21 protein-coding genes are annotated in these 19,117 nt (G+C 57.1%); 8 read left to right on the top strand and 13 right to left on the bottom strand.

Annotated elements, in window-relative coordinates:
* Positions 1-404: 404 nt before the first annotated feature.
* The 4 genes from KGB06_RS04355 (at position 405) to grxD (ending at position 3,684) form a co-directional block, all read left to right on the top strand.
* Positions 405-611 carry a hypothetical protein gene (locus KGB06_RS04355; RefSeq protein WP_223512090.1) on the top strand — a complete coding sequence of 69 codons (207 nt, stop codon included), beginning with the start codon at positions 405-407 and terminating at the stop codon, positions 609-611.
* Positions 601-927, top strand: a complete 327-nt coding sequence (locus KGB06_RS04350; protein ID WP_223512089.1) for a hypothetical protein — start codon at positions 601-603, stop codon at positions 925-927. The genes KGB06_RS04355 and KGB06_RS04350 overlap by 11 nt, the downstream gene beginning before the upstream one ends.
* Before the next feature lie 212 nt (positions 928-1,139).
* A complete protein-coding gene (locus tag KGB06_RS04345) occupies positions 1,140-3,245 on the top strand; it encodes a molybdopterin oxidoreductase family protein (protein WP_223512088.1) in 2,106 nt (701 codons plus the stop codon).
* A 97-nt stretch (positions 3,246-3,342) separates the two neighbouring features.
* Positions 3,343-3,684, top strand: a complete 342-nt coding sequence (gene grxD, locus KGB06_RS04340) for a Grx4 family monothiol glutaredoxin (protein ID WP_007943565.1) — start codon at positions 3,343-3,345, stop codon at positions 3,682-3,684.
* A 173-nt stretch (positions 3,685-3,857) separates the two neighbouring features.
* Here grxD and bfr read toward each other — a convergent pair whose 3' ends face one another.
* Entirely contained in the window at positions 3,858-4,334 is a 477-nt protein-coding gene (gene bfr, locus KGB06_RS04335; RefSeq protein WP_046026484.1) for a bacterioferritin, read from the bottom strand.
* Between the two features lie 198 nt (positions 4,335-4,532).
* The gene (locus KGB06_RS04330) at positions 4,533-4,751 is read right to left on the bottom strand and encodes a bacterioferritin-associated ferredoxin (protein ID WP_007943567.1); all 219 of its coding nucleotides are present in this window, start codon (positions 4,749-4,751) and stop codon (positions 4,533-4,535) included.
* A 312-nt stretch (positions 4,752-5,063) separates the two neighbouring features.
* Here KGB06_RS04330 and KGB06_RS04325 point away from each other — a divergent pair, with 312 nt between their 5' ends.
* Entirely contained in the window at positions 5,064-5,666 is a 603-nt protein-coding gene (locus KGB06_RS04325; RefSeq protein WP_223512087.1) for a peroxiredoxin, read from the top strand.
* 74 nt (positions 5,667-5,740) lie between these two features.
* Here the strand turns inward: KGB06_RS04325 and rnt are convergent, their stop codons facing one another.
* Complete coding sequence (rnt, locus tag KGB06_RS04320) at positions 5,741-6,415, bottom strand: ribonuclease T (protein ID WP_223512086.1); 675 nt, start codon at positions 6,413-6,415, stop codon at positions 5,741-5,743.
* A complete protein-coding gene (gene pyrC, locus KGB06_RS04315) occupies positions 6,412-7,458 on the bottom strand; it encodes a dihydroorotase (RefSeq protein ID WP_223512085.1) in 1,047 nt (348 codons plus the stop codon). Before pyrC ends, rnt begins: the two co-directional genes overlap by 4 nt.
* A gap of 159 nt (positions 7,459-7,617) precedes the next feature.
* Here pyrC and KGB06_RS04310 point away from each other — a divergent pair, with 159 nt between their 5' ends.
* Positions 7,618-8,523: a flagellar protein MotY gene (locus KGB06_RS04310; RefSeq protein ID WP_223512084.1), complete on the top strand. Its 906-nt coding sequence runs from the start codon at positions 7,618-7,620 to the stop codon at positions 8,521-8,523.
* Positions 8,524-8,652: 129 nt separating this feature from the next.
* Positions 8,653-9,870, top strand: coding sequence for an argininosuccinate synthase (locus KGB06_RS04305; RefSeq protein WP_223512083.1), 1,218 nt, complete (start codon positions 8,653-8,655; stop codon positions 9,868-9,870).
* Between the two features lie 179 nt (positions 9,871-10,049).
* Here the strand turns inward: KGB06_RS04305 and KGB06_RS04300 are convergent, their stop codons facing one another.
* Positions 10,050-10,631, bottom strand: coding sequence for a hypothetical protein (locus KGB06_RS04300; RefSeq protein WP_223512082.1), 582 nt, complete (start codon positions 10,629-10,631; stop codon positions 10,050-10,052).
* 596 nt (positions 10,632-11,227) lie between these two features.
* Here KGB06_RS04300 and KGB06_RS04295 point away from each other — a divergent pair.
* Positions 11,228-11,854: a response regulator transcription factor gene (locus KGB06_RS04295; RefSeq protein ID WP_007943575.1), complete on the top strand. Its 627-nt coding sequence runs from the start codon at positions 11,228-11,230 to the stop codon at positions 11,852-11,854.
* Between the two features lie 82 nt (positions 11,855-11,936).
* On the opposite strand, the gene KGB06_RS04290 is transcribed toward KGB06_RS04295, so the two are convergent.
* From KGB06_RS04290 to metG, 8 genes are all read right to left on the bottom strand, one after another.
* A complete protein-coding gene (locus KGB06_RS04290; RefSeq protein WP_007898493.1) occupies positions 11,937-12,116 on the bottom strand; it encodes a PA3496 family putative envelope integrity protein in 180 nt (59 codons plus the stop codon).
* A 107-nt stretch (positions 12,117-12,223) separates the two neighbouring features.
* Positions 12,224-12,862, bottom strand: a complete 639-nt coding sequence (gene nth, locus KGB06_RS04285) for an endonuclease III (RefSeq protein WP_007943576.1) — start codon at positions 12,860-12,862, stop codon at positions 12,224-12,226.
* 28 nt (positions 12,863-12,890) lie between these two features.
* The gene (locus KGB06_RS04280; protein ID WP_223512080.1) at positions 12,891-13,400 is read right to left on the bottom strand and encodes an Rnf-Nqr domain containing protein; all 510 of its coding nucleotides are present in this window, start codon (positions 13,398-13,400) and stop codon (positions 12,891-12,893) included.
* Positions 13,393-14,004: an RnfABCDGE type electron transport complex subunit G gene (locus KGB06_RS04275; protein ID WP_223512079.1), complete on the bottom strand. Its 612-nt coding sequence runs from the start codon at positions 14,002-14,004 to the stop codon at positions 13,393-13,395. The genes KGB06_RS04280 and KGB06_RS04275 overlap by 8 nt, the downstream gene beginning before the upstream one ends.
* Positions 14,001-14,987 (bottom strand): RnfABCDGE type electron transport complex subunit D, encoded by a 987-nt coding sequence (locus KGB06_RS04270; protein ID WP_223512078.1) that lies wholly within the window; start codon positions 14,985-14,987, stop codon positions 14,001-14,003. Before KGB06_RS04270 ends, KGB06_RS04275 begins: the two co-directional genes overlap by 4 nt.
* Entirely contained in the window at positions 14,974-16,188 is a 1,215-nt protein-coding gene (gene rsxB, locus KGB06_RS04265; RefSeq protein ID WP_223512077.1) for an electron transport complex subunit RsxB, read from the bottom strand. Before rsxB ends, KGB06_RS04270 begins: the two co-directional genes overlap by 14 nt.
* Positions 16,185-16,754, bottom strand: a complete 570-nt coding sequence (locus KGB06_RS04260) for an Rnf-Nqr domain containing protein (RefSeq protein WP_223512076.1) — start codon at positions 16,752-16,754, stop codon at positions 16,185-16,187. The genes rsxB and KGB06_RS04260 overlap by 4 nt, the downstream gene beginning before the upstream one ends.
* Before the next feature lie 143 nt (positions 16,755-16,897).
* On the bottom strand, positions 16,898-18,949 hold the full coding sequence (metG, locus tag KGB06_RS04255; protein ID WP_223512075.1) for a methionine--tRNA ligase: 2,052 nt from the start codon (positions 18,947-18,949) through the stop codon (positions 16,898-16,900).
* Positions 18,950-19,117: the final 168 nt, after the last annotated feature.

Raw genomic sequence — 19,117 nt, 5'->3', positions numbered from 1 at the left:
GACCTGCGGCGTAAGCCGCACGGGGCGACGAAATAGGGGAAGGCGCGATCTTATAATTAAATGTCGCGTCTTACCAATAGGGGGCTTATTTTTACCGCTTCCAACGGTTGCAGCGCTGCAACTGTTCGATGCGGGCGAAGTGGTTGATCTCGTCGCTAAAGTCCAGACCAGCATTTGTACACGGTGCACAAGCGGGTATGCAATAACCGCTGTATTGAGGCGCGCGGATTCAGCGCGCGCACCTGTTTGGGGGCTGCGGGCCGCAAAGGCCTGGTTTTTCAAGGTTGGCGTTGTTTACTGTTACGGTTTTACAAGCCGGTATCTGGTCATGCTCAGGTATCCTCTGCCTCATTGCGAGATGTCGACTGAATCAAGTCAAAAACACCCCATGGAGGGAACCCTGTATGTCGATCGAAAAAACCGGGTACGCGGGCCTGACACGTCTTCGCCGTGTTTCTCCGGCTTTTGATATGGCTGTGCTTTCCACGGTCATGGGCTTCGCGATTATCGCCAGCACGATTTACCCCGGGCTCCCGAGCGCAGTGGTGGGAGCCATCATTGGTGCTTTTATCGGGGTGAAGAATTTCAAGGACGATACGAGTGCAGATTGATTCGACCCAGTGTTTGGTGGTGGGTGGATTGATCGCAACTGGAATCTATCTGGGGGCTTCACTGCTCTACCGCTCAACGCCTGACCTGAAGCATGGAGCAGCATTAGTGGTCGCGTGGTTTACCGTAGTGAGCGTCGTCGACATTGCGTTGCAGGTCTATCAAGCTGAACCTCATCAACTGGGTATCCTGGCAAACCAGAAAGCGATCATCCTGATCGGGTCTGGGGTCATGCTTTGGTTGGCTGTCGGGGGCATATGGACGGCATTGATTTCACCTCTAAAGAAGAAGGCGTTGAAGGCTTCTCAAGCCCGGTGACGTGTGTCTTCATGGTGAGCTGCCGATGTGTTTTCTACTGCCAGGTGCTGGGTTATAACTAGCTGACGAGTGACGCAATTGCGAGCGGCCATCGGCTGGCCTGATAGTCGCCGATTCACAAGACGAACGTCGCTGGCGCAGTGGCGGGTCTGGCGCCATAGTTTTGTTCCCGCGGCCGATATTGCCCGCCCAGAACAAGACAGAGACTGGCCATGACCAAGACTCTCCATCACCGAGCCTGCCACCTGTGTGAGGCAATTTGCGGCCTGACCATCGAAACCTCCGAGGTCGATGGCGCTGTGCAAATCACCTCGATCAAGGGCGATGCGCTGGATACGTTCAGCCGCGGGCACATCTGCCCCAAAGCGGTGGCCCTGCAAGATATTCAGAACGATCCGGATCGTCTGCGTCAGCCGATGCTGCGAGTGGGCAGCGAGTGGCAGCCTATCGCGTGGGAAGACGCCTTCAACCTTGTCGCCGAGCGCCTGGCGGCGATTCAGGAGCGGCACGGGCAGAACGCGGTGGCGGTGTACCAAGGCAACCCCAGCGTGCATAACTACGGGTTGATGACCCACAGCAATTACTTCCTCGGTCTGCTGAAAACCCGCAACCGCTTTTCCGCAACGTCGGTCGATCAGTTGCCGCATCACCTGACCAGCCATTTGATGTACGGCCATGGGTTGTTGTTGCCGATCCCGGACATCGATCACACCGATTTCATGCTGATCCTGGGCGGTAATCCTCTGGCGTCCAACGGCAGCATCATGACCGTGCCGGATGTAGAAAAACGCTTGAAGGCGATTCAGGCCCGGGGCGGCAAAGTGGTGGTGGTCGACCCGCGCCGCAGCGAAACCGCCGTGATGGCCGACCAGCATCTATTCGTGCGGCCGGGTGGCGATGCGGCCTTGTTGTTCGGGTTGCTCAATACCTTGTTTACTGAAAATCTGACTCGTGACAGCCATCTGCCGGTTGACGGTCTGGATGATGTGCGTCAGTCCATCGCCACGTTCACCGCCGAAGCCATGAGCCCGTTGTGCGCGGTGCCGGCCGAACAGATCCGCCAACTGGCCCGGGATTTCGCGGCGGCGCCGACAGCGGTGTGTTATGGCCGCATGGGCGTTTCGACCCAAGCGTTCGGTACGCTGTGCCATTGGCTGGTGCAACTGATTAATCTGGTCACCGGCAACCTTGATCGGGTCGGTGGCGCGCTGTGCACCGAGCCGGCGGTGGATTTGGTGGCGTCCACGTCGGGCGGGCATTTCAATCGCTGGCAAAGCCGCGTGTCCGGTCGTCCGGAATACGGCGGTGAGCTGCCGGTGTCGGCCTTGGCCGAAGAAATGCTCACCGAAGGGGAAGGGCAGGTGCGCGCGCTGATCACCGTCGCCGGCAATCCGGTGTTATCAACACCCAATGGCCGGCAACTGGAGCAGGCGCTGGATGGCCTGGAGTTCATGGTCAGCGTCGACCTGTACATCAATGAAACCACGCGCTATGCCGACCTGATTCTGCCGTCGACCTCGGCGCTGGAAAACGATCACTACGACACGACGTTCAACATGTTCGCGGTGCGTAACGTGACTCGCTTCAACAGGGCGATTCTGGCCAAGCCTGAAGGTGCCCTGCATGACTGGGAGATCTTCGTCGGCCTTGCCAAGGCGTTTGCCGCCAGGACCGGCAAGGAATTGAAGCCAACCATCGCGCCAGCGCGAATGATCGATCTTGGCTTGCGGATGGGGCTATATGGCGACGCTTCGGAGCATAAACTCTCGCTGGCAACCTTGTTCGATCATCCTCATGGGATCGACCTGGGCGCACTGAAATCCAACCTCGCGCCACGCCTGAAAACCACCAATCAACGAGTGCAGGCAGCGCCGCCGGCGATCCTTGCCGACCTTGCGCGCTTCGCCGCGCTAGAGGCACCGGGTGCTGATCAGTTACTGATGATTGGTCGCCGTCATGTGCGCAGCAACAACTCGTGGATGCACAACTATCACCGTCTGGTGAAGGGCAAGCCACGCCATCAATTGCTGATGCACCCGGACGATCTGGCCAGTCGCGGGCTCAATGACGGCCAGCGCGTGCGGGTGAGTTCGCGGGTTGGCATGATCGAAGTGGAAGTGCTCGCCACCCTGGACATGATGAGAGGCGTGGTCAGCCTGCCGCACGGCTGGGGGCATGCGCGGCCGGGTGTGCAGATGACGATTGCCAGTGGTCAGCCGGGTTCCAGTGCCAACGACCTGACTGACGAGTGTCAGCTTGATGAGTTGTCGGGGAATGCGGCGTTGAACGGGGTGCCGGTGACGGTGGTGGCGGCGTGATCGTGTCTGTCGGGCAGACCGAGCATGGCGCTCGGGTTTCCGTTACAATGCGCCACCGAGCCGACCTCTGAGTCGGAAAGTTCAGCCGAGGTGCTCCATGGATATCATCGAAACGATTAAAGAGCAGATTGCTAACAACACCATTCTGCTTTACATGAAAGGTTCGCCGAATGCCCCGCAGTGTGGCTTCTCCGCGAAAGCCGCGCAGGCCGTGATGGCATGTGGCGAAAAGTTTGCGTACGTGGACATCCTGCAGAACCCGGAAATCCGCGCCAACCTGCCAAAATACGCCAACTGGCCAACCTTCCCGCAACTGTGGGTCGGTGGTGAGCTGGTCGGTGGTAGCGACATCATGACTGAGATGGCTGCTGACGGTTCGTTGCAGACCACGATCAAAGCGGCTGTTGAAGCGGCTGCTGCCAACAAGACCGAAGCCTGATTCGGTCTCTGTAGGAGCCGAGCTTGCTCGCGATGCAGGCGCCGCGGTTTAGCAAGAACACCGCGTCATCGTTCATCGCTGGCAAGCCATGCTCCTACAGGGGCATTAAAAAAGCCCCGCCTCTTTAAAAGAGTGCGGGGCTTTTTAGTGTCTCGAGTTTAGCGGGCGCTAACTTACTCGTCTTCGCCCATCTGCGATTGCAGATAGTTCTCAAGACCGACTTTATCGATCAGGCCCAGTTGGGTTTCCAGCCAGTCGATATGTTCTTCTTCGGACTCAAGAATGTCTTCGAGCAGTTCACGGCTACCGAAGTCGCCAACCGTTTCGCAATGAGCAATAGCGACTTTCAGATCGGCATGACCAATGCGTTCGATACGCAGGTCGCACTCAAGCATTTCCTTGGTGTGTTCGCCGATGTGCAGCTTGCCCAGGTCCTGGACGTTCGGCAGGCCTTCAAGGAACAGGATGCGCTTGATCAGCTTGTCCGCGTGCTTCATCTCGTCGATGGATTCGTGGTACTCGTGCTTGCCAAGCTTGTTCAGGCCCCAATCTTCATACATGCGGGCATGCAAAAAGTATTGATTGATCGCGACCAGCTCATTGGCAAGGATCTTGTTGAGATGCTGGATGACTGTAACGTCGCCTTTCATGATGGGGTCCTGCCCTAAGTAGCTGTCTATAAGGCTGAGTTTGAGCCGCGTATGTAAGAGTGTCAAACCTAAGTTATTGAAACTTATATGAAAATTAATCGGAATAAGAATGTTTGTGTTCCGCGTCTAGGGCGTAAGCAGTTGATTTTCAGACATAAAAAAACCGGACATCAAGTCCGGTTCTTTGAAACTAAGTAATTAAGCGGCAGTAAATTCTACAGGGAAAGGTATGGCTGCCTGGGCCGATTGCAATTTGGTCAGGGTTTCGCGAACCACTTCCTTTGCAAGGCAGGCGCATTTGCCGCATTGGCTGGCTACGCCAGTGGCCTGACGGACTTCCTTATAGCTGCAGCAACCTTCATAGATTGCATCGCGGATTTGACCGTCGGTGACGCCAGTGCAGAGGCAGACATACATAAGTGAAAACCGTCGCTGGTTGTGACTCAATTGCGATGGATCTTAATGTTAACGAGAATGATTGTCAAAGTGCTTTCTGAAGGCTTCGCGTTAAAAGCGGACGTGACCGACGAACGGTTTTCATCCGGGTAATCTCCCGGTCACTGTAACAACGGTAAATTTACGCTCCTGCAAAAAACCGTTGAGGACAGCTCAAAAACGCCGTGTATGATGGTCGGTCCTTCGAAGGGGATCGTGTCACAGGGCTGTCGCCTGAGGGTGGCAGGCTGATGCGAATCCAGTTCTTCACGTTAATAGACCAGGAGATTTTCAATGAGCGTACTCGTAGGCAAACAAGCCCCGGACTTCACCGTTCCAGCTGTACTGGGCAATGGCGAAATCGTCGACAGCTTCACCCTGTCGTCGGCCATCAAAGGCAAATACGGCCTGGTGTTCTTCTACCCACTGGACTTCACCTTCGTTTGCCCGTCCGAGCTGATCGCTCTGGACAACCGCATGGCTGACTTCAAGTCCCGCAACGTTGAAGTGATCGCCGTATCGATCGACTCGCACTTCACCCACAACGCCTGGCGTAACACCCCGGTAAACAATGGTGGTATCGGCGAAGTTCGTTACACCATGGCTGCCGACATCAAGCACGAAATCGCCAAGGCCTACGACGTTGAGTCCGAAGGCGGCGTGGCTTTCCGTGGCGCGTTCCTGATCGACGACAAAGGCGTTGTCCGTTCGCAGATCATCAACGACCTGCCGCTGGGCCGTAACATTGAAGAGCTGGTCCGTTTGGTCGACGCTCTGCAATTCCACGAAGCGCACGGCGAAGTTTGCCCTGCCAACTGGAAAAAAGGCGACAAAGGCATGACCGCTTCGATCGAAGGCGTTGCGGCTTACCTGACCGAGAACGCTGCGGCGCTGTAAGCCCAAGCGTCAGGCAATAAAAAACCGGCCTCTGATGAGGCCGGTTTTTTTATGCGCGGGATAAATCAACAAGATCAGTCGTTGAAGTCTTCCCAGCCGCCCATTTGTTTCCAGCGATTGACGATGCCGCAGAAGAGCTCTGCTGTCTTCTCGGTGTCATAGCGAGCCGAGTGAGCCTCGCGACCGTCGAAGTCGATATCGGCTGCCTGACAGGCCTTGGCCAGTACGGTTTGACCGTAAGCCAGACCTGCAAGGGTCGCGGTGTCGAAGCTGGAGAACGGATGAAACGGGTTACGTTTCATATCCAGGCGTGCGACCGCTGCGTTGAGGAAGCCCAAGTCGAAGCTGCTGTTGTGGCCGACCAGAATTGCCCGTTTGCAACTGTTGGCTTTCAGAGCCTTGCGGATGCCACGGAAGATATCGGTCAGCGCGGCTTCTTCACTCACCGCCATGCGCAGCGGGTGATCAAGTTTGATCCCGGTGAATTCCAGCGCGGCCGCTTCGACGTTCGCGCCTTCAAAAGGCTCCACACGGAAGAAGTAGGTGTGATCGGGGTACACAAACCCTTTCTCGTCCATCGCGATGGTGGTTGCCGCAATTTCCAGCAGGGCGTCGGTGGCCGAGTTGAAACCACCGGTTTCTACGTCGACGACAACCGGCAGGTAGCCACGGAATCTGGCAGCCATCGGATGACGAGGACCACCTCCGCCTTGACCGTCCTGTTCGTCGTCGAAATGGTCTTCACTCACGCGTGTTCCTCCAGCAGGCGCCAGCGCAGTTTTTCACCGGCGCGCAGCGGGATAACGGTCAGCTCGCCAAATGGCAGGCTGGTTGGGGCGGTCCACTCATCGCGGACCAGGGTAATGCGGTCGGTGTTCGCTGGCAGGCCATAGAAGCGCGGGCCGTAGAGGCTGGCGAAGGCTTCGAGCTTGTCCAGCGCGTTGCGTTGTTCGAACGCTTCGGCGTACATCTCGATGGCGGCATAAGCGGTGTAGCAACCGGCGCAGCCACACGCGGCTTCTTTGGCGTGCTGGGCGTGGGGAGCCGAGTCGGTGCCCAGGAAGAATTTTTCGCTGCCGCTGGTGGCGGCGTCGAGCAGGGCTTCCTGGTGCGTATTGCGCTTGAGAATCGGCAGGCAATAGAAGTGCGGCCGAATCCCGCCCACCAGCATGTGGTTGCGGTTGTACAGCAGGTGATGCGCAGTGATGGTCGCGCCGACGTTGGCCGAAGCCTCGTTGACGAACTGCACGGCATCGGCGGTGGTGATGTGTTCGAACACCACTTTGAGCGTCGGGAAACGCTCGACTACACGACGCATGTGCTCATCAATGAAGATTTTTTCGCGGTCGAACACGTCGACATCGCCACGGGTGACTTCACCGTGAACCAGCAAAGGCATCCCGACGTCGGCCATGGCCTCAAGCGCAGGGAAGATTTTGTCGATGCTGGTGACGCCAGAATCCGAGTTGGTGGTCGCGCCGGCCGGGTACAGCTTGGCGGCGTACACGAAACCGCTGGCCTTGGCCTCGCGAATTTCTTCAGGCTGGGTAAGGTCGGTCAGGTACAGCACCATCAACGGTTCGAAGCGACTGCCGGCCGGGCGTGCAGCGAGAATCCGCTGGCGATAGCCATCGGCTTCAGCGGTGTTACGCACAGGAGGTACCAGGTTGGGCATGATGATGGCGCGACCAAAGGTACGCGCGACATCCGCAACGGTATTGGTCAACACGGCACCATCGCGAAGATGAATGTGCCAGTCGTCGGGACGCAGCAGGGTCAGGCGGTCGGACATGAGGGAATTCCAGGCGGGTCAAACTCAGGGGAATGCTACCGGAAAAGACACTTGCAGGCACTCGCTATCAAGTTTTGCAGGAACTTACCGATATGAACGAGGTATGCCGTAAACATGCGTGTGTCGGTCTTTTTGTCGTAGAAGCCAGTGGAGCCTCCCGTGCGCCAGCGTTATTTAGCCTTGCTCAGTGTGTTTGCCAGCCTTCCTGCAATGGCGCTGACTTTCCAGACACCTCTGGAGAGCATCACGTGGACGGTCGAAGGTGACAAGTTCGAATGCCGCCTGACTCAGCCGGTCACTGATTTCGGCTCGGGCGAATTCGTGCGCCGTGCCGGCGAGCAGGCGACGTTTCGTTTGAATGCCTACAACTCGATGATCGGTGGCGGTTCGGCGACGTTGCTGGCGGCCGCCGCACCCTGGCAGCCGGGGCGGGGCGATATCAACCTGGGATCCGTCAGAATCGGCAGCGGCAATGTGCTGTTCAATAGCTCGCAAGCTCAGGCCGGGCGCTTGATCAGCGGATTGATCGATGGCCGCAGCCCGGTGATCCGGCATACTTCCGGCGATGGCCGGGTGTCGGAAGTACGACTGTTGCCGGTCAAGTTCAACAAGGCGTTCAGCGACTATCAGAGTTGCGTGGCGAAACTGCTGCCGAAGAATTTCGAACAGGTTAAAAGGTCCGAAATCGGTTTCCCGGGCGAAAGTATCGACCTCAGCCCCCAGGCCAAGGCGCAGTTGCAGGTGATGCTCGAGTTCATGAAGGCTGATCCGTCGGTGAATCATATCGAGCTTGACGGGCACTCCGACAACAGTGGCAATCGCCTGACCAACCGTGAGCTGTCACGCCGCCGCGCCTTGGCGGTGATGGATTATTTCAAAGCCAACGGCATTCAGGAATCGCAGATCACTATGCGCTTCCATGGTGAGCGCTACCCTGTGGCGCCGAACACCAACGCAGGCAATCGCGCGAAAAATCGTCGAGTTGCGGTGCGACTGGAGCGTGTGGCACCGACAGAACAAGTCGCGCCACAAATTGCTACGAGCAGTACCCCGGCAAATTCCTGACTCGCCGGTCATCGTCGCGCTCTCGACAGATTCTGTCGCTTCGTCGTCTTAAGCTGTCGCGCCTCTGTAAATTACCGCGTTTGAGCGGTAGACTTCCCGGCTTTCCGTAGAATCCCGTGGAGTGATGGCATGGCGGACGTAAACAAGGTCGTTCTGGCGTATTCCGGCGGCCTGGACACTTCGGTGATCCTCAAGTGGCTGCAGGATACTTATAACTGTGAAGTGGTGACGTTCACCGCTGACCTGGGTCAGGGCGAAGAGGTCGAACCTGCGCGCGCCAAGGCGCAGGCCATGGGCGTCAAAGAGATCTACATCGACGACTTGCGCGAAGAGTTCGTGCGCGATTTCGTTTTCCCGATGTTCCGCGCCAACACCGTTTACGAAGGCGAGTACCTGCTGGGTACTTCCATCGCTCGTCCGTTGATCGCCAAACGCCTGATTGAAATCGCCAACGAAACCGGCGCTGACGCCATTTCCCACGGCGCCACCGGCAAGGGCAACGACCAGGTTCGCTTCGAACTGGGCGCGTACGCCTTGAAGCCAGGTGTGAAGGTGATCGCTCCGTGGCGCGAATGGGACCTGCTGTCCCGTGAAAAACTGATGGATTACGCTGAAAAGCACAACATCCCGATCGAGCGTCACGGTAAGAAAAAATCCCCGTACTCGATGGACGCCAACCTGCTGCACATCTCCTATGAAGGCGGCGTGCTGGAAGACACCTGGACCGAGCACGAAGAAGATATGTGGAAATGGACCGTCTCCCCGGAGAACGCTCCAGACAAACCGCAATATCTGGAACTGACCTACCGTAACGGCGACATCGTTGCACTGGACGGCGTCGAAATGACCCCGGCCACCGTGCTGGCGACCCTGAACCGTATCGGTGGTGCACACGGTATCGGTCGTCTCGACATCGTCGAGAACCGTTACGTGGGCATGAAGTCCCGTGGCTGCTACGAAACCCCAGGCGGCACCATCATGCTGCGCGCTCACCGTGCGATCGAATCGATCACGCTGGACCGCGAAGTGGCTCACCTCAAAGACGAGCTGATGCCGAAATACGCCAGCCTGATCTACACCGGTTACTGGTGGAGCCCTGAGCGTCTGATGCTGCAACAAATGATCGATGCGTCCCAGGCCCACGTGAACGGCGTTGTTCGCCTGAAGCTGTACAAGGGCAATGTGATCGTTACGGGTCGCAAGTCTGACGAATCGTTGTTCGATGCCAACATCGCAACCTTCGAAGAAGACGGCGGCGCTTACAACCAGGCCGACGCGGCGGGCTTCATCAAGCTCAACGCCTTGCGTATGCGCATTGCTGCGAACAAAGGCCGGAAGCTGTTCTGAGCCCGTTGAAGCAGTCATAGAGCTGTGGCCTTGTCGGTGACAAGGCCACAATTCTGAAAAGGGAAGTTTTTCCTGTCGCGCCTTGTGTTTTTCAACGTTCTTCTTGTTACTCGTACCATTCCTTCTGCATTTTTCTCTCTCTGAGTTTTAGAGAGTTGTCCTGTTCGACTATCGGGCACTCAAGCCATAGTCGTCACACCCTGTGAACTCACGTTATAAGCGACCCAGAACGCTGTGTGGCTGCGTTTCCTTGTTTGCTTTGAATACTTGAGCGCGCTTTCTTTCAGTAGCGCTTCTGAATCGGTACACGTAAGAAATACGATCAACCGTGCAGAGGGGGCTTGAGGTGCCTGGACCTTCTCGATCAACGTGTTGAATTCCATTTTTTTGCTCATCCTTCGTACATCAACGATGTGTAGATCCTTTAGCAATGCCGGTAACCGTACCTGATGCTCAATCCAGTGCTTGGTCGAGTCTGTCGGTGCGAAACTTTCCGATTGATCAGCGTTGGCCATCACCTTTATGAAATGTTTTCCCTTCTCAAAATCAGAGGGGGCGTACAGTGATCGGTAGTTGAAGTTGAGTGTGGCGAAGAATAGGAAAAGCAAATAAAAGGGGAAGCTGATAAGGAACCAGATGTAAATCTTGCGTTCATCATTATCGAGAAAGGGGAGCGAAATGGCAGCTGAAGTTTCAGATAGTGTTGCAAATACCGCGATGATTGTCATGGGGTTGGTAATTCTTGATTTGGGTTTTATCATGTTTTTTGCTCATAAAGGACTATCTTTTCTCGATTTGTAAGTTTGGGTTTCTCAAGTGTATTTTAGTTTGGTTGTATTGGAGTTGTTGTTATTTTGTGGGTCCTTTTAGTTGGGTTTCTAGTGGGTCTTATAGTAGCTGGATTAATAGTGGGTCGGGTATAGCTGCTGTTCGTGTTTTAAGAAGAGTTATGTTGATCTTTAATGCTGGAGTGTTGCTCGATGTTGATCTATTAGCATTATGTTGGCCAGGTGGTTGATGCTGCGCCTCCAAGGTGTGAGTGTTTAGGGTTGAAGTGTTGGTTGTTTTTTAAGCGTAGCCCAATCGCCGGTGTTTGTCGGGCTGCACGTTCACTGTCCTGCCCCATTAATTTTTTAGGATGTAATTCGATACACAAAAATTTCAAAAAGCCGCGCGCTGATGGACGGATAAAATTTAAGAAACACAGTATTTGTGCAAATCTTGTAAGAATTATCCTTCTTGTTTGTAGGGAATGTCTCTCGGTGTGGGTCGCTGAGGGGGGCGGCATGCCATGGATGAAACGACTAGGCTATTGTGCGGGCTCTAAAAATTCGAACAGCGAAAATTGGACTTGCCCATGAATAAAGTGCTGATCGTGGATGATCACCCCGTCATTCGTCTTGCGGTACGTATGCTAATGGAGCGCCATGGCTACGAAGTCATTGCAGAAACAGATAACGGCGTGGACGCATTACAACTGGCCCGCGAACTTATGCCGGATATTGTCATTCTGGATATTGGAATACCGAAGCTGGATGGGCTGGAAGTCATTGCGCGACTGACATCGACGGCGATGCCTCTTAAAGTGTTGATATTGACTTCACAAGCGCCCGGGCATTTTTCCATGCGTTGTATGCAGTCAGGGGCTGCAGGCTATGTTTGCAAACAGCAGGACCTCACTGAATTGCTCAGTGCGATAAAAGCCGTTCTTTCAGGCTACAGTTACTTTCCGAATCAAGCGTTGCATACCGTACGGTCCAGTCTTGGCAATGCCAGTGAAGCCGATATGGTGGATCGTCTGTCCGGGCGCGAAATGATGGTGTTGCAACAGTTGGCCAGAGGCAAGACCAATAAGGAGATTGCCGATGGAATGTTCCTCAGCAATAAAACCGTCAGTACTTACAAAACTCGCCTGTTGTTGAAACTCAATGCGCGCTCCCTGGTCGATTTGATCGAACTGGCTCAACGCAATGGTCTGGTTTAAGTGCCACTAACGGCTGATGAGGAGGCGCTCATCAGGGATCGGCACTTAGTAAAAAGCCTCCGTTTCGGGAGGCTTTTAGGTGTTAAAGGTCAAAATCGTAATCGGCCAATTGCTTTTGAAGTCGGCGCTCCTCCAGCAAATTGTCGATGGTGCGGCGTTTGCTCAGGTTGGTCTTTGCCACTTCAACCACCGGTTCAGCGTCATCGGCCTCAACGGGTGTGAAGTCGTCTTCTACGTCCAATTGCTCTTTGCCAGTGCTCATAAGGTCAACTCCAGGCTAAGACTGCCTTTGGCGCTCCTTATATCGACAATCGACCGGCGGGTAAAAAAGATTTTTTCAATCGATGGATCAATAAATCTAATAGTGCCTCAATCGTCCGAGGTCTTTTGCTTGTATTCGCACAAATCTTCGATCCGGCAACTGCCGCAGCGGGGCTTGCGGGCCAGGCACACGTAGCGCCCATGAAGGATCAGCCAGTGATGGGAGTCCAGCAAGTATTGCTTGGGCACAAACTTCATCAGTTTCTGCTCCACCTCGACTACATTCTTGCCGGGAGCAATGCCGGTGCGGTTGCTGACCCGAAAAATGTGGGTGTCCACCGCCATGGTCAGTTGGCGAAAGGCAGTATTGAGCACCACGTTCGCCGTCTTGCGGCCGACGCCGGGTAGCGCTTCCAGTTCCTCGCGGGTTTGCGGCACTTCGCCGCCATGGCGCTCCACCAGCAGTCGACAGGTTTCGATCACGTTTTTCGCTTTGCTGTTAAACAAACCGATCGTCTTGATGTATTCCGACAGGCCCTCGACGCCCAGCGCATGGATCGCGGCCGGTGTATTGGCCACGGGATAGAGTTTGGCGGTGGCCTTGTTGACGCCGACATCGGTCGACTGGGCGGAAAGAATCACGGCAATCAGCAATTCGAATGGCGATGAATAGGCCAGTTCAGTCTTCGGTTCCGGGTTGTCTTCGTGAAACCTGCGGAAAATTTCCAAACGTTTTGCGGCATTCATGGGCAATGCGTTTCCTAAAAACAGTCAATCAAGGTGAGGGCGTCGAGCGGGGCCAGGCCTGACGTGCGGCGATCAACACTCCCAGCAGAATGAACCCGCCGGGGGCCAGCGTGGCGAGCTGCAGGCCACCGTTGCCAACCAGTTCGCGAAGCAGGCCCAGGCCGACCATCAGCGCGCCAAACAGAGCGCACAGTCGCAACCGATCAAGACGTGGGCTCTGAAAGAAACCGTTGTACTCCAGCACAACACATTGCAGGGCGATCAATCCTGCGTAAAGCGCCACCGGTTGGTGCCATTGAAGTGACCAGGCTTGTGCGGCCATTTGCGCGCAGCTGGTGAGCGTGGCGGCCAGCAGGAGGCAGGCAAGCAAGCGGGCGGACGGAACCAGTCGGGATCGCAAGGCCCACATGCCAACGCCATAAGCGCTGATCACCACAATGAACATCAGCCACAACCCCAGCGCCGCCATCCAGGACGTCGTGGCGCCGATCAGGGGCGCAAGCATCAACGAGTTTTTCAGGGTCGATGACTTAGTCATGGACGTTACCCCCGATCAATTGTTGGCGGTGTTCATCGAAGTAGCGTAACGCGTCGTGAATGGCACTGATCACCGCCCTTGAGGTGCTGGTTGCACCCGCCACCTGATCGAATTGCCCCTGATCCTTTTTCAGGGCCCAGCCAGCGTCGTCGGGATCGCTTCGAGACTTGCCGGCAAATGCCTGGAGCCAGGTATTGGGCCAGTCGCCGATCTTGCCACCCAGTCCCGGAGTTTCCGATTGCTTGAGGGTTTTGACTCCCAACAATTTGCCGTTGGGATCGATGGCAATCAGCAATTCGATTGAGCCTTCGTAGCCCATGGTCTGGCTGCGCAGTAATACCGCGCTCGGTTGGCCGGCCTTGGCCGCCAGGTAGCCGCCCAGCAGCGTGCTGTTGGGCAGCGTGATGTTGGCGAGGTTGAGCGGCTGTTCCAACGGTTGATTGTCGTAAGTTGCCGGTGGTAGCAGGTCGAGCAGGTTGCGGCTGTCGATCAACCGTTGTTCAGCGGCAATGCGCGGAGCGCTAATGCGTTGCACGAAGTAGGTCGCTCCGACTCCCAGCCCGGCGAGCAGCACCAGAATCACCACGCTGGAGGCTCGGCTCATGGGGTCACTTCCTGCCTGGACGCGACAAAGCGCTCCAGCGCTGGCACACAAAGGTTCATCAGCAACACGGCAAATGCCACGCCGTCCGGATAGCCACCCCAGGTCCGTATTAGGTAAGTCAACAAGCCTGCGCCGATACCAAAGAGCAACCGGGCACCAGCGCTTTTGGCGCCGGAAACCGGTTCTGTGACAATGAAAAAAGCCCCCAGCATGGTGGCGCCGGTCAGCAGATGAAACAGGGGGGAGCCATGGGAGTCGGAGCCTGAACCGTTCCAGCACAGCAGGCTGATGACGAACAGGCTGGCGAGCATGCCGACCGGCGCATGCCAGCTGAACACCCGCCGTTGCAGGAGAAATGCGCCACCAGACAGAAAGGCCAGGTTGACCCATTCCACGCCGCGTCCGCCGAAATGGCCGAATGCCGGGTTACCGGCGAAGAGTTCGTCCATGGTCAGGCTTTTGTTGATTCGCAGGCTGTCCAGCGCGGTGGCCTGGGACCAGGCATCTGGTGTAGCGCTGAGGTTGAATCCGAAAACCTGTTGCAAGCCGCCCAGCAAGTCCATGCCGTGGGAAGACGGCCAGTGCGTCATTTGCTGGGGAAAGGCCACCAGCACCAGGGCGAAGCCGAGCATCGCCGGGTTGAACGGATTCTTGCCAACGCCGCCATACAGCTGTTTACCGAGCAGCGCGAACGCCGCCGCACAGACCGTCAACCACCACGGGCAGTAGGGCGGCAACGCCAGTGCCAGTAGCGTCGCACTGACCAGCGCACTGCCGTCACTCAATGTCGGTTTGAGCAGGCGCTGGCGCAGTCGCAACACGGCGCCTTCAACCGCCAGCGCGGTAGCGGCCGCCAGCATCAGGTTAATCAATACGCCCCAGCCATACAGCCAGAACAACGTCAGCATTCCCGGCAGGGTGGCCAGCAACACCAGCTTCATGGCCTGCTGAAGGCGTTCGTCCACTGACTCAAGGGGCGACATAGGCATCCACCTGGCGCTGGGCTTCCAGCAAGCGCGCGCGGGCCTTGTCGATCAATTCGCTTGGGGTGTCCGCACCTCGTTCGAGTTTGCTGACGTCGGCACGGGCGTAGGCCAATTCGGTTTTCAGCTGTCGAAGCTGGCTATCGATGGGACGCTTTTCGACTCGCGTCAGGTCTGGCAACGGCTGCTCGCTTGCCGCTTCAGCGATGTGCAAGGCCTGTTCCGCCTCGTTGAGTGCGCGTTGCAGGGCTTCGATCTGTTCGGCCGGTGCGTCGTTGGTCTGGGCTTTCTTGAGTTCGGCGCGGCGCATGGCCAACTGGATCTTCGCCCGTTTCAACTCGGCGTCCTTCGCCGGGGCAACCGGTGTCGGGACTGGCGGTGAACTGCTTTCCAGTTGTGCCAAAGCCTGTTCGGCGGCTTCGAACTGTTGCTGAAGCACGATCAGTTGCGACTGCTGCTCGAAGGTCGGTGGATGCCCGAAGGCCTTGAGCGACTTGTTCAGTTGCGCCCGACTCATCGCCAGATCGATCTTGGCCTTTTTCAACGCCGCATCGGCGCTCGCCGCTTTTTGTGCGCGCACGCGTTCAAGCGCTGCCTGTACCGGGTCGAGCGTCGTCACTTCAGTGTGCACAACGGTGCGTTGCGCACGGGCCTGGCGTTCAGCGAGTTTCTGTTGTTCCTCGCGCTGCAAGCGGGCATTGCGCTGTTCGAATCGGCGCCGTGCATGGTCGCGTTTGGCGGCGCGAGCTCGTTGCTCTTCAAGGCTGAAGGCCAAGCCCCCGACAATCGGCAATACGGTGGCCAGCGGCAACGGTCGCATCTCGATGCAGTCTACCGGGCAGGGCGCTACGCAAAGGTCGCAACCGGTGCACTCGTCGATGATCACCGTGTGCATCAACTTGGCTGCACCGACGATGGCATCCACCGGGCAGGCCTGGATGCATTTGGTGCAACCGATGCATTCGGCTTCGCGAATATAGGCAATCTGCGCCGGGGCCGAGCCGCGACTGATGTCCAGTTCCAGCACCGGTACTTTCAACAGTTCGGCGAGGGCCGCGATGGTTTCGCTGCCGCCGGGCGGGCACTTGTTGATTGGCTCGCCGCTGGCGATGCCTTCGGCGTAGGGCTTGCATCCAGGGTGGCCACATTTGCCGCATTGAGTCTGCGGCAAGAGGGCGTCGATGCGTTGAATCAAACTCATGTTTTGATCAGTCCGCTAAATCCGAGAAATGCCACCGCGATCAATCCGGCGCCGATCAGCTCGATCGGCAGGCCGCGAAAGGGCAGGGGAACATCGTTATCGAGTGTGCGTTGGCGCAAATCGCTGAACAGGCTCAGCACCAGCCAAAACCCCAACCCTGCACCGAGGCTCAGGAAGGTGGCGTGAAAGAATCCTTTATCGTCCTGAGCGTTGAGCAGCGCCAGCCCGAGCACGCCAGCGTTGCCCAAAAGAAGCGGCCAGAGACCGTCGAACGCCAGCGTTGGCAGGGCCTGCGACAGCACTTTCAACAACGGTCCAATCAACAAAACGCTTAGTGGCAAGAACACGAAAAGGCGCAGCGACGTCAGTTCCAGAGGGACCAGCAGCCAGCGGTCAGCTGAGTAGCCCAACACGCCGACCACCAGCATCAAACAGAATGTCGCAATGCCCAGCGCGTGCACTTGCCGATGCTCGTTACCCAACAGCGGATCGGCGCCCAGCGGCCAGTGCAACACAACATTGTTGATCAGGGCAGCGCTGATAAGCGTAAGAAGCATCTCGGTCATGATCGTGCCGGCAAGAACAGGGGCTTTTTAACGGAGCGGTCTAAAAAGCTTAGGCATTATCCGGCAAGGACGGAGGGTGGGCCAGATATGAAAATCCCACAGTCGCGTCAGGCACGACTGTGGGATCGATTTACCGCACAACCTTACTTGATGCGCTGACCTGGCTTGGCGCCGCTATCAGGGCTGAGCAGGTAGATTTCTTCACCGCCAGGGCCGGCCGCCATCACCATGCCTTCGGAGATGCCGAACTTCATTTTCCGTGGCTTGAGGTTGGCAATCATCATGGTCAGGCGACCATCGAGCTTGGACGGATCCGGGTAAGCGCTCTTGATCCCGGAGAACACGTTGCGTTGCTCGTCACCGATGTCCAGGGTCAGGCGCAGCAGTTTGTCAGCACCTTCCACGTGTTCGGCCTTGAGAATCAGCGCAACGCGCAGGTCGACCGCAGCAAAGGTGTCGAACTCGATCTCTGGCGACAGTGGATCCTTGGCCAGTTCGCCGTTGCCGGCCGGTGCAGCTTCGCCGGTGTCGGTTGCGCTGGCGGTCAGGTCTTCTTTGGAAGCATCGCTCATGGCCTGCACTTTTACCGGGTCGATGCGGGTCATCAACGGCTTGAACTCGTTCAGCTGATGGTTGCTGAGCAAGGTCGCGTGGTCGTTCCAGGTCAGCGGTGCGACGTTCAGGAACGCCTCGGCGTCGGCGGCCAGTAGCGGCAGGACCGGCTTGAGGAAAATCACCAACTGACGGAACAGGTTGATGCCCAGTGCGCAGATGGCCTGGACTTCGTCCTGCTTGCCTTCCTGTTTGTTCAGCGACCACGGTGCCTTGTCGGCGATCCAGGCGTTGGCACGGTCGGCCAGGCCCATGATTTCACGCATGGCACGGGCGAAGTCGCGAGCCTCGTAAGCCTCGGCTATGCTCGGCGCAGCCGCCAGGAACGCGTCGGTAAGCTCAGGCGCAGCATTGCCCGCCACCAGCACACCAGCGTTGCCTTTATGGATGAAACCGGCGCAGCGACTGGCGATGTTGACGACTTTGCCGACCAGGTCCGAGTTGACCTTCTGCACGAAGTCTTCGAGGTTCAGGTCGAGGTCGTCGACGCCACGGCTCAGCTTGGCTGCGTAGTAGTAGCGCAGGTATTCCGGCGACAGGTGATCCAGATACGTCCGCGCCTTGATGAAGGTGCCACGGGACTTGGACATTTTCTGACCGTTGACGGTCAGGTAGCCGTGCACGTTGATGCCGGTCGGTTTACGGAAGCCGGCGCCTTCGAGCATGGCTGGCCAGAACAGGGCGTGGAAGTTGACGATGTCCTTGCCGATGAAATGGTAAAGCTCGGCCGTGGAGTCCTTGCCCCAGAACGCGTCGAAGTCCAGCTCCGGCGTGCGGTCGCACAGGTTCTTGAAGCTGGCCATGTAGCCGATTGGCGCATCCAGCCACACGTAGAAATATTTGCCTGGCTCGTCAGGAATCTCGAAACCGAAGTACGGCGCATCGCGGGAGATGTCCCACTGTTGCAGGCCGGCGTCCAGCCATTCGGCGATCTTGTTGGCCACGGCGTCTTGCAGGGTGCCGCTGCGGGTCCAGGTTTGCAGCATCTCCTGGAAGTCCGGCAGCTTGAAGAAGAAGTGTTGGGAATCCTTGAGCACCGGCGTGGCGCCAGAGATGGCCGACTTCGGATCCTTCAGATCTGTTGGCGCGTAGGTCGCACCGCATTTTTCGCAGTTGTCGCCGTACTGGTCTTCGGTGCCGCATTTCGGGCAGGTGCCCTTGATGAAGCGGTCGGCCAGGAACATTTTCTTTTCCGGGTCGAAGTACTGCGTGATCGAGCGCTGGGCGATGTGCCCGGCGTCGCGCAGCTTCAGGTAGATCTGGCTCGACAGCTCACGGTTTTCTTCGGCGTGAGTGGAGTGGAAGTTGTCGAAGTCCACCAGGAACTCGGCAAAGTCGGCGCTGTGTTCAGCCTGGACGTTGGCGATCAGTTGTTCCGGGGTGATGCCTTCCTTTTCCGCGCGCAACATGATCGCCGAACCGTGGGCGTCGTCGGCGCAGACATATATGCATTGATTGCCGCGGTGCTTCTGGAAACGCACCCACATATCGGTCTGGATGTATTCCAGCATGTGGCCAAGATGGATCGAACCATTGGCATAGGGCAGGGCGCTGGTGACGAGGATCTTGCGTGGCTCGGACATGGGGCTCGGCTACTTGATGAAACGGAGGTCGGCCACTATAAAGCGCCGGCGCATATTTTTCACCTTGTGAGCCTGTTTCATTGGATGAGTGACGGGGATTCGCGCAACGGATCACGCCTCTGTAGGAGCCCGGCTTGCCGGCGATGGCGTACTCAAGCCTGCCATCGC

The sequence above is a fragment of the Pseudomonas sp. GL-B-19 genome (assembly GCF_019956415.1).
Classification (GTDB): domain Bacteria; phylum Pseudomonadota; class Gammaproteobacteria; order Pseudomonadales; family Pseudomonadaceae; genus Aquipseudomonas.
Note: the sequence above shows the minus strand (reverse complement) of the source record. Positions and strands in the feature narration are given on the sequence as shown.

Bases quoted from the DNA above. Each gene is read 5' to 3' on its own strand.
- KGB06_RS04355 (WP_223512090.1), top strand. From the start codon at position 405: ATGTCGATCGAAAAAACCGGGTACGCGGGCCTGACACGTCTTCGCCGT.
- KGB06_RS04345 (WP_223512088.1), top strand. From the start codon at position 1,140: ATGACCAAGACTCTCCATCACCGAGCCTGCCACCTGTGTGAGGCAATT.
- grxD (WP_007943565.1), top strand. From the start codon at position 3,343: ATGGATATCATCGAAACGATTAAAGAGCAGATTGCTAACAACACCATT.
- bfr (WP_046026484.1), bottom strand. From the start codon at position 4,334: ATGAAAGGCGACGTTACAGTCATCCAGCATCTCAACAAGATCCTTGCC.
- KGB06_RS04330 (WP_007943567.1), bottom strand. From the start codon at position 4,751: ATGTATGTCTGCCTCTGCACTGGCGTCACCGACGGTCAAATCCGCGAT.
- KGB06_RS04325 (WP_223512087.1), top strand. From the start codon at position 5,064: ATGAGCGTACTCGTAGGCAAACAAGCCCCGGACTTCACCGTTCCAGCT.
- pyrC (WP_223512085.1), bottom strand. From the start codon at position 7,458: ATGTCCGACCGCCTGACCCTGCTGCGTCCCGACGACTGGCACATTCAT.
- KGB06_RS04305 (WP_223512083.1), top strand. From the start codon at position 8,653: ATGGCGGACGTAAACAAGGTCGTTCTGGCGTATTCCGGCGGCCTGGAC.
- KGB06_RS04300 (WP_223512082.1), bottom strand. From the start codon at position 10,631: ATGATAAAACCCAAATCAAGAATTACCAACCCCATGACAATCATCGCG.
- KGB06_RS04295 (WP_007943575.1), top strand. From the start codon at position 11,228: ATGAATAAAGTGCTGATCGTGGATGATCACCCCGTCATTCGTCTTGCG.
- KGB06_RS04290 (WP_007898493.1), bottom strand. From the start codon at position 12,116: ATGAGCACTGGCAAAGAGCAATTGGACGTAGAAGACGACTTCACACCC.
- nth (WP_007943576.1), bottom strand. From the start codon at position 12,862: ATGAATGCCGCAAAACGTTTGGAAATTTTCCGCAGGTTTCACGAAGAC.
- KGB06_RS04280 (WP_223512080.1), bottom strand. From the start codon at position 13,400: ATGACTAAGTCATCGACCCTGAAAAACTCGTTGATGCTTGCGCCCCTG.
- KGB06_RS04275 (WP_223512079.1), bottom strand. From the start codon at position 14,004: ATGAGCCGAGCCTCCAGCGTGGTGATTCTGGTGCTGCTCGCCGGGCTG.
- KGB06_RS04270 (WP_223512078.1), bottom strand. From the start codon at position 14,987: ATGTCGCCCCTTGAGTCAGTGGACGAACGCCTTCAGCAGGCCATGAAG.
- rsxB (WP_223512077.1), bottom strand. From the start codon at position 16,188: ATGAGTTTGATTCAACGCATCGACGCCCTCTTGCCGCAGACTCAATGC.
- KGB06_RS04260 (WP_223512076.1), bottom strand. From the start codon at position 16,754: ATGACCGAGATGCTTCTTACGCTTATCAGCGCTGCCCTGATCAACAAT.
- metG (WP_223512075.1), bottom strand. From the start codon at position 18,949: ATGTCCGAGCCACGCAAGATCCTCGTCACCAGCGCCCTGCCCTATGCC.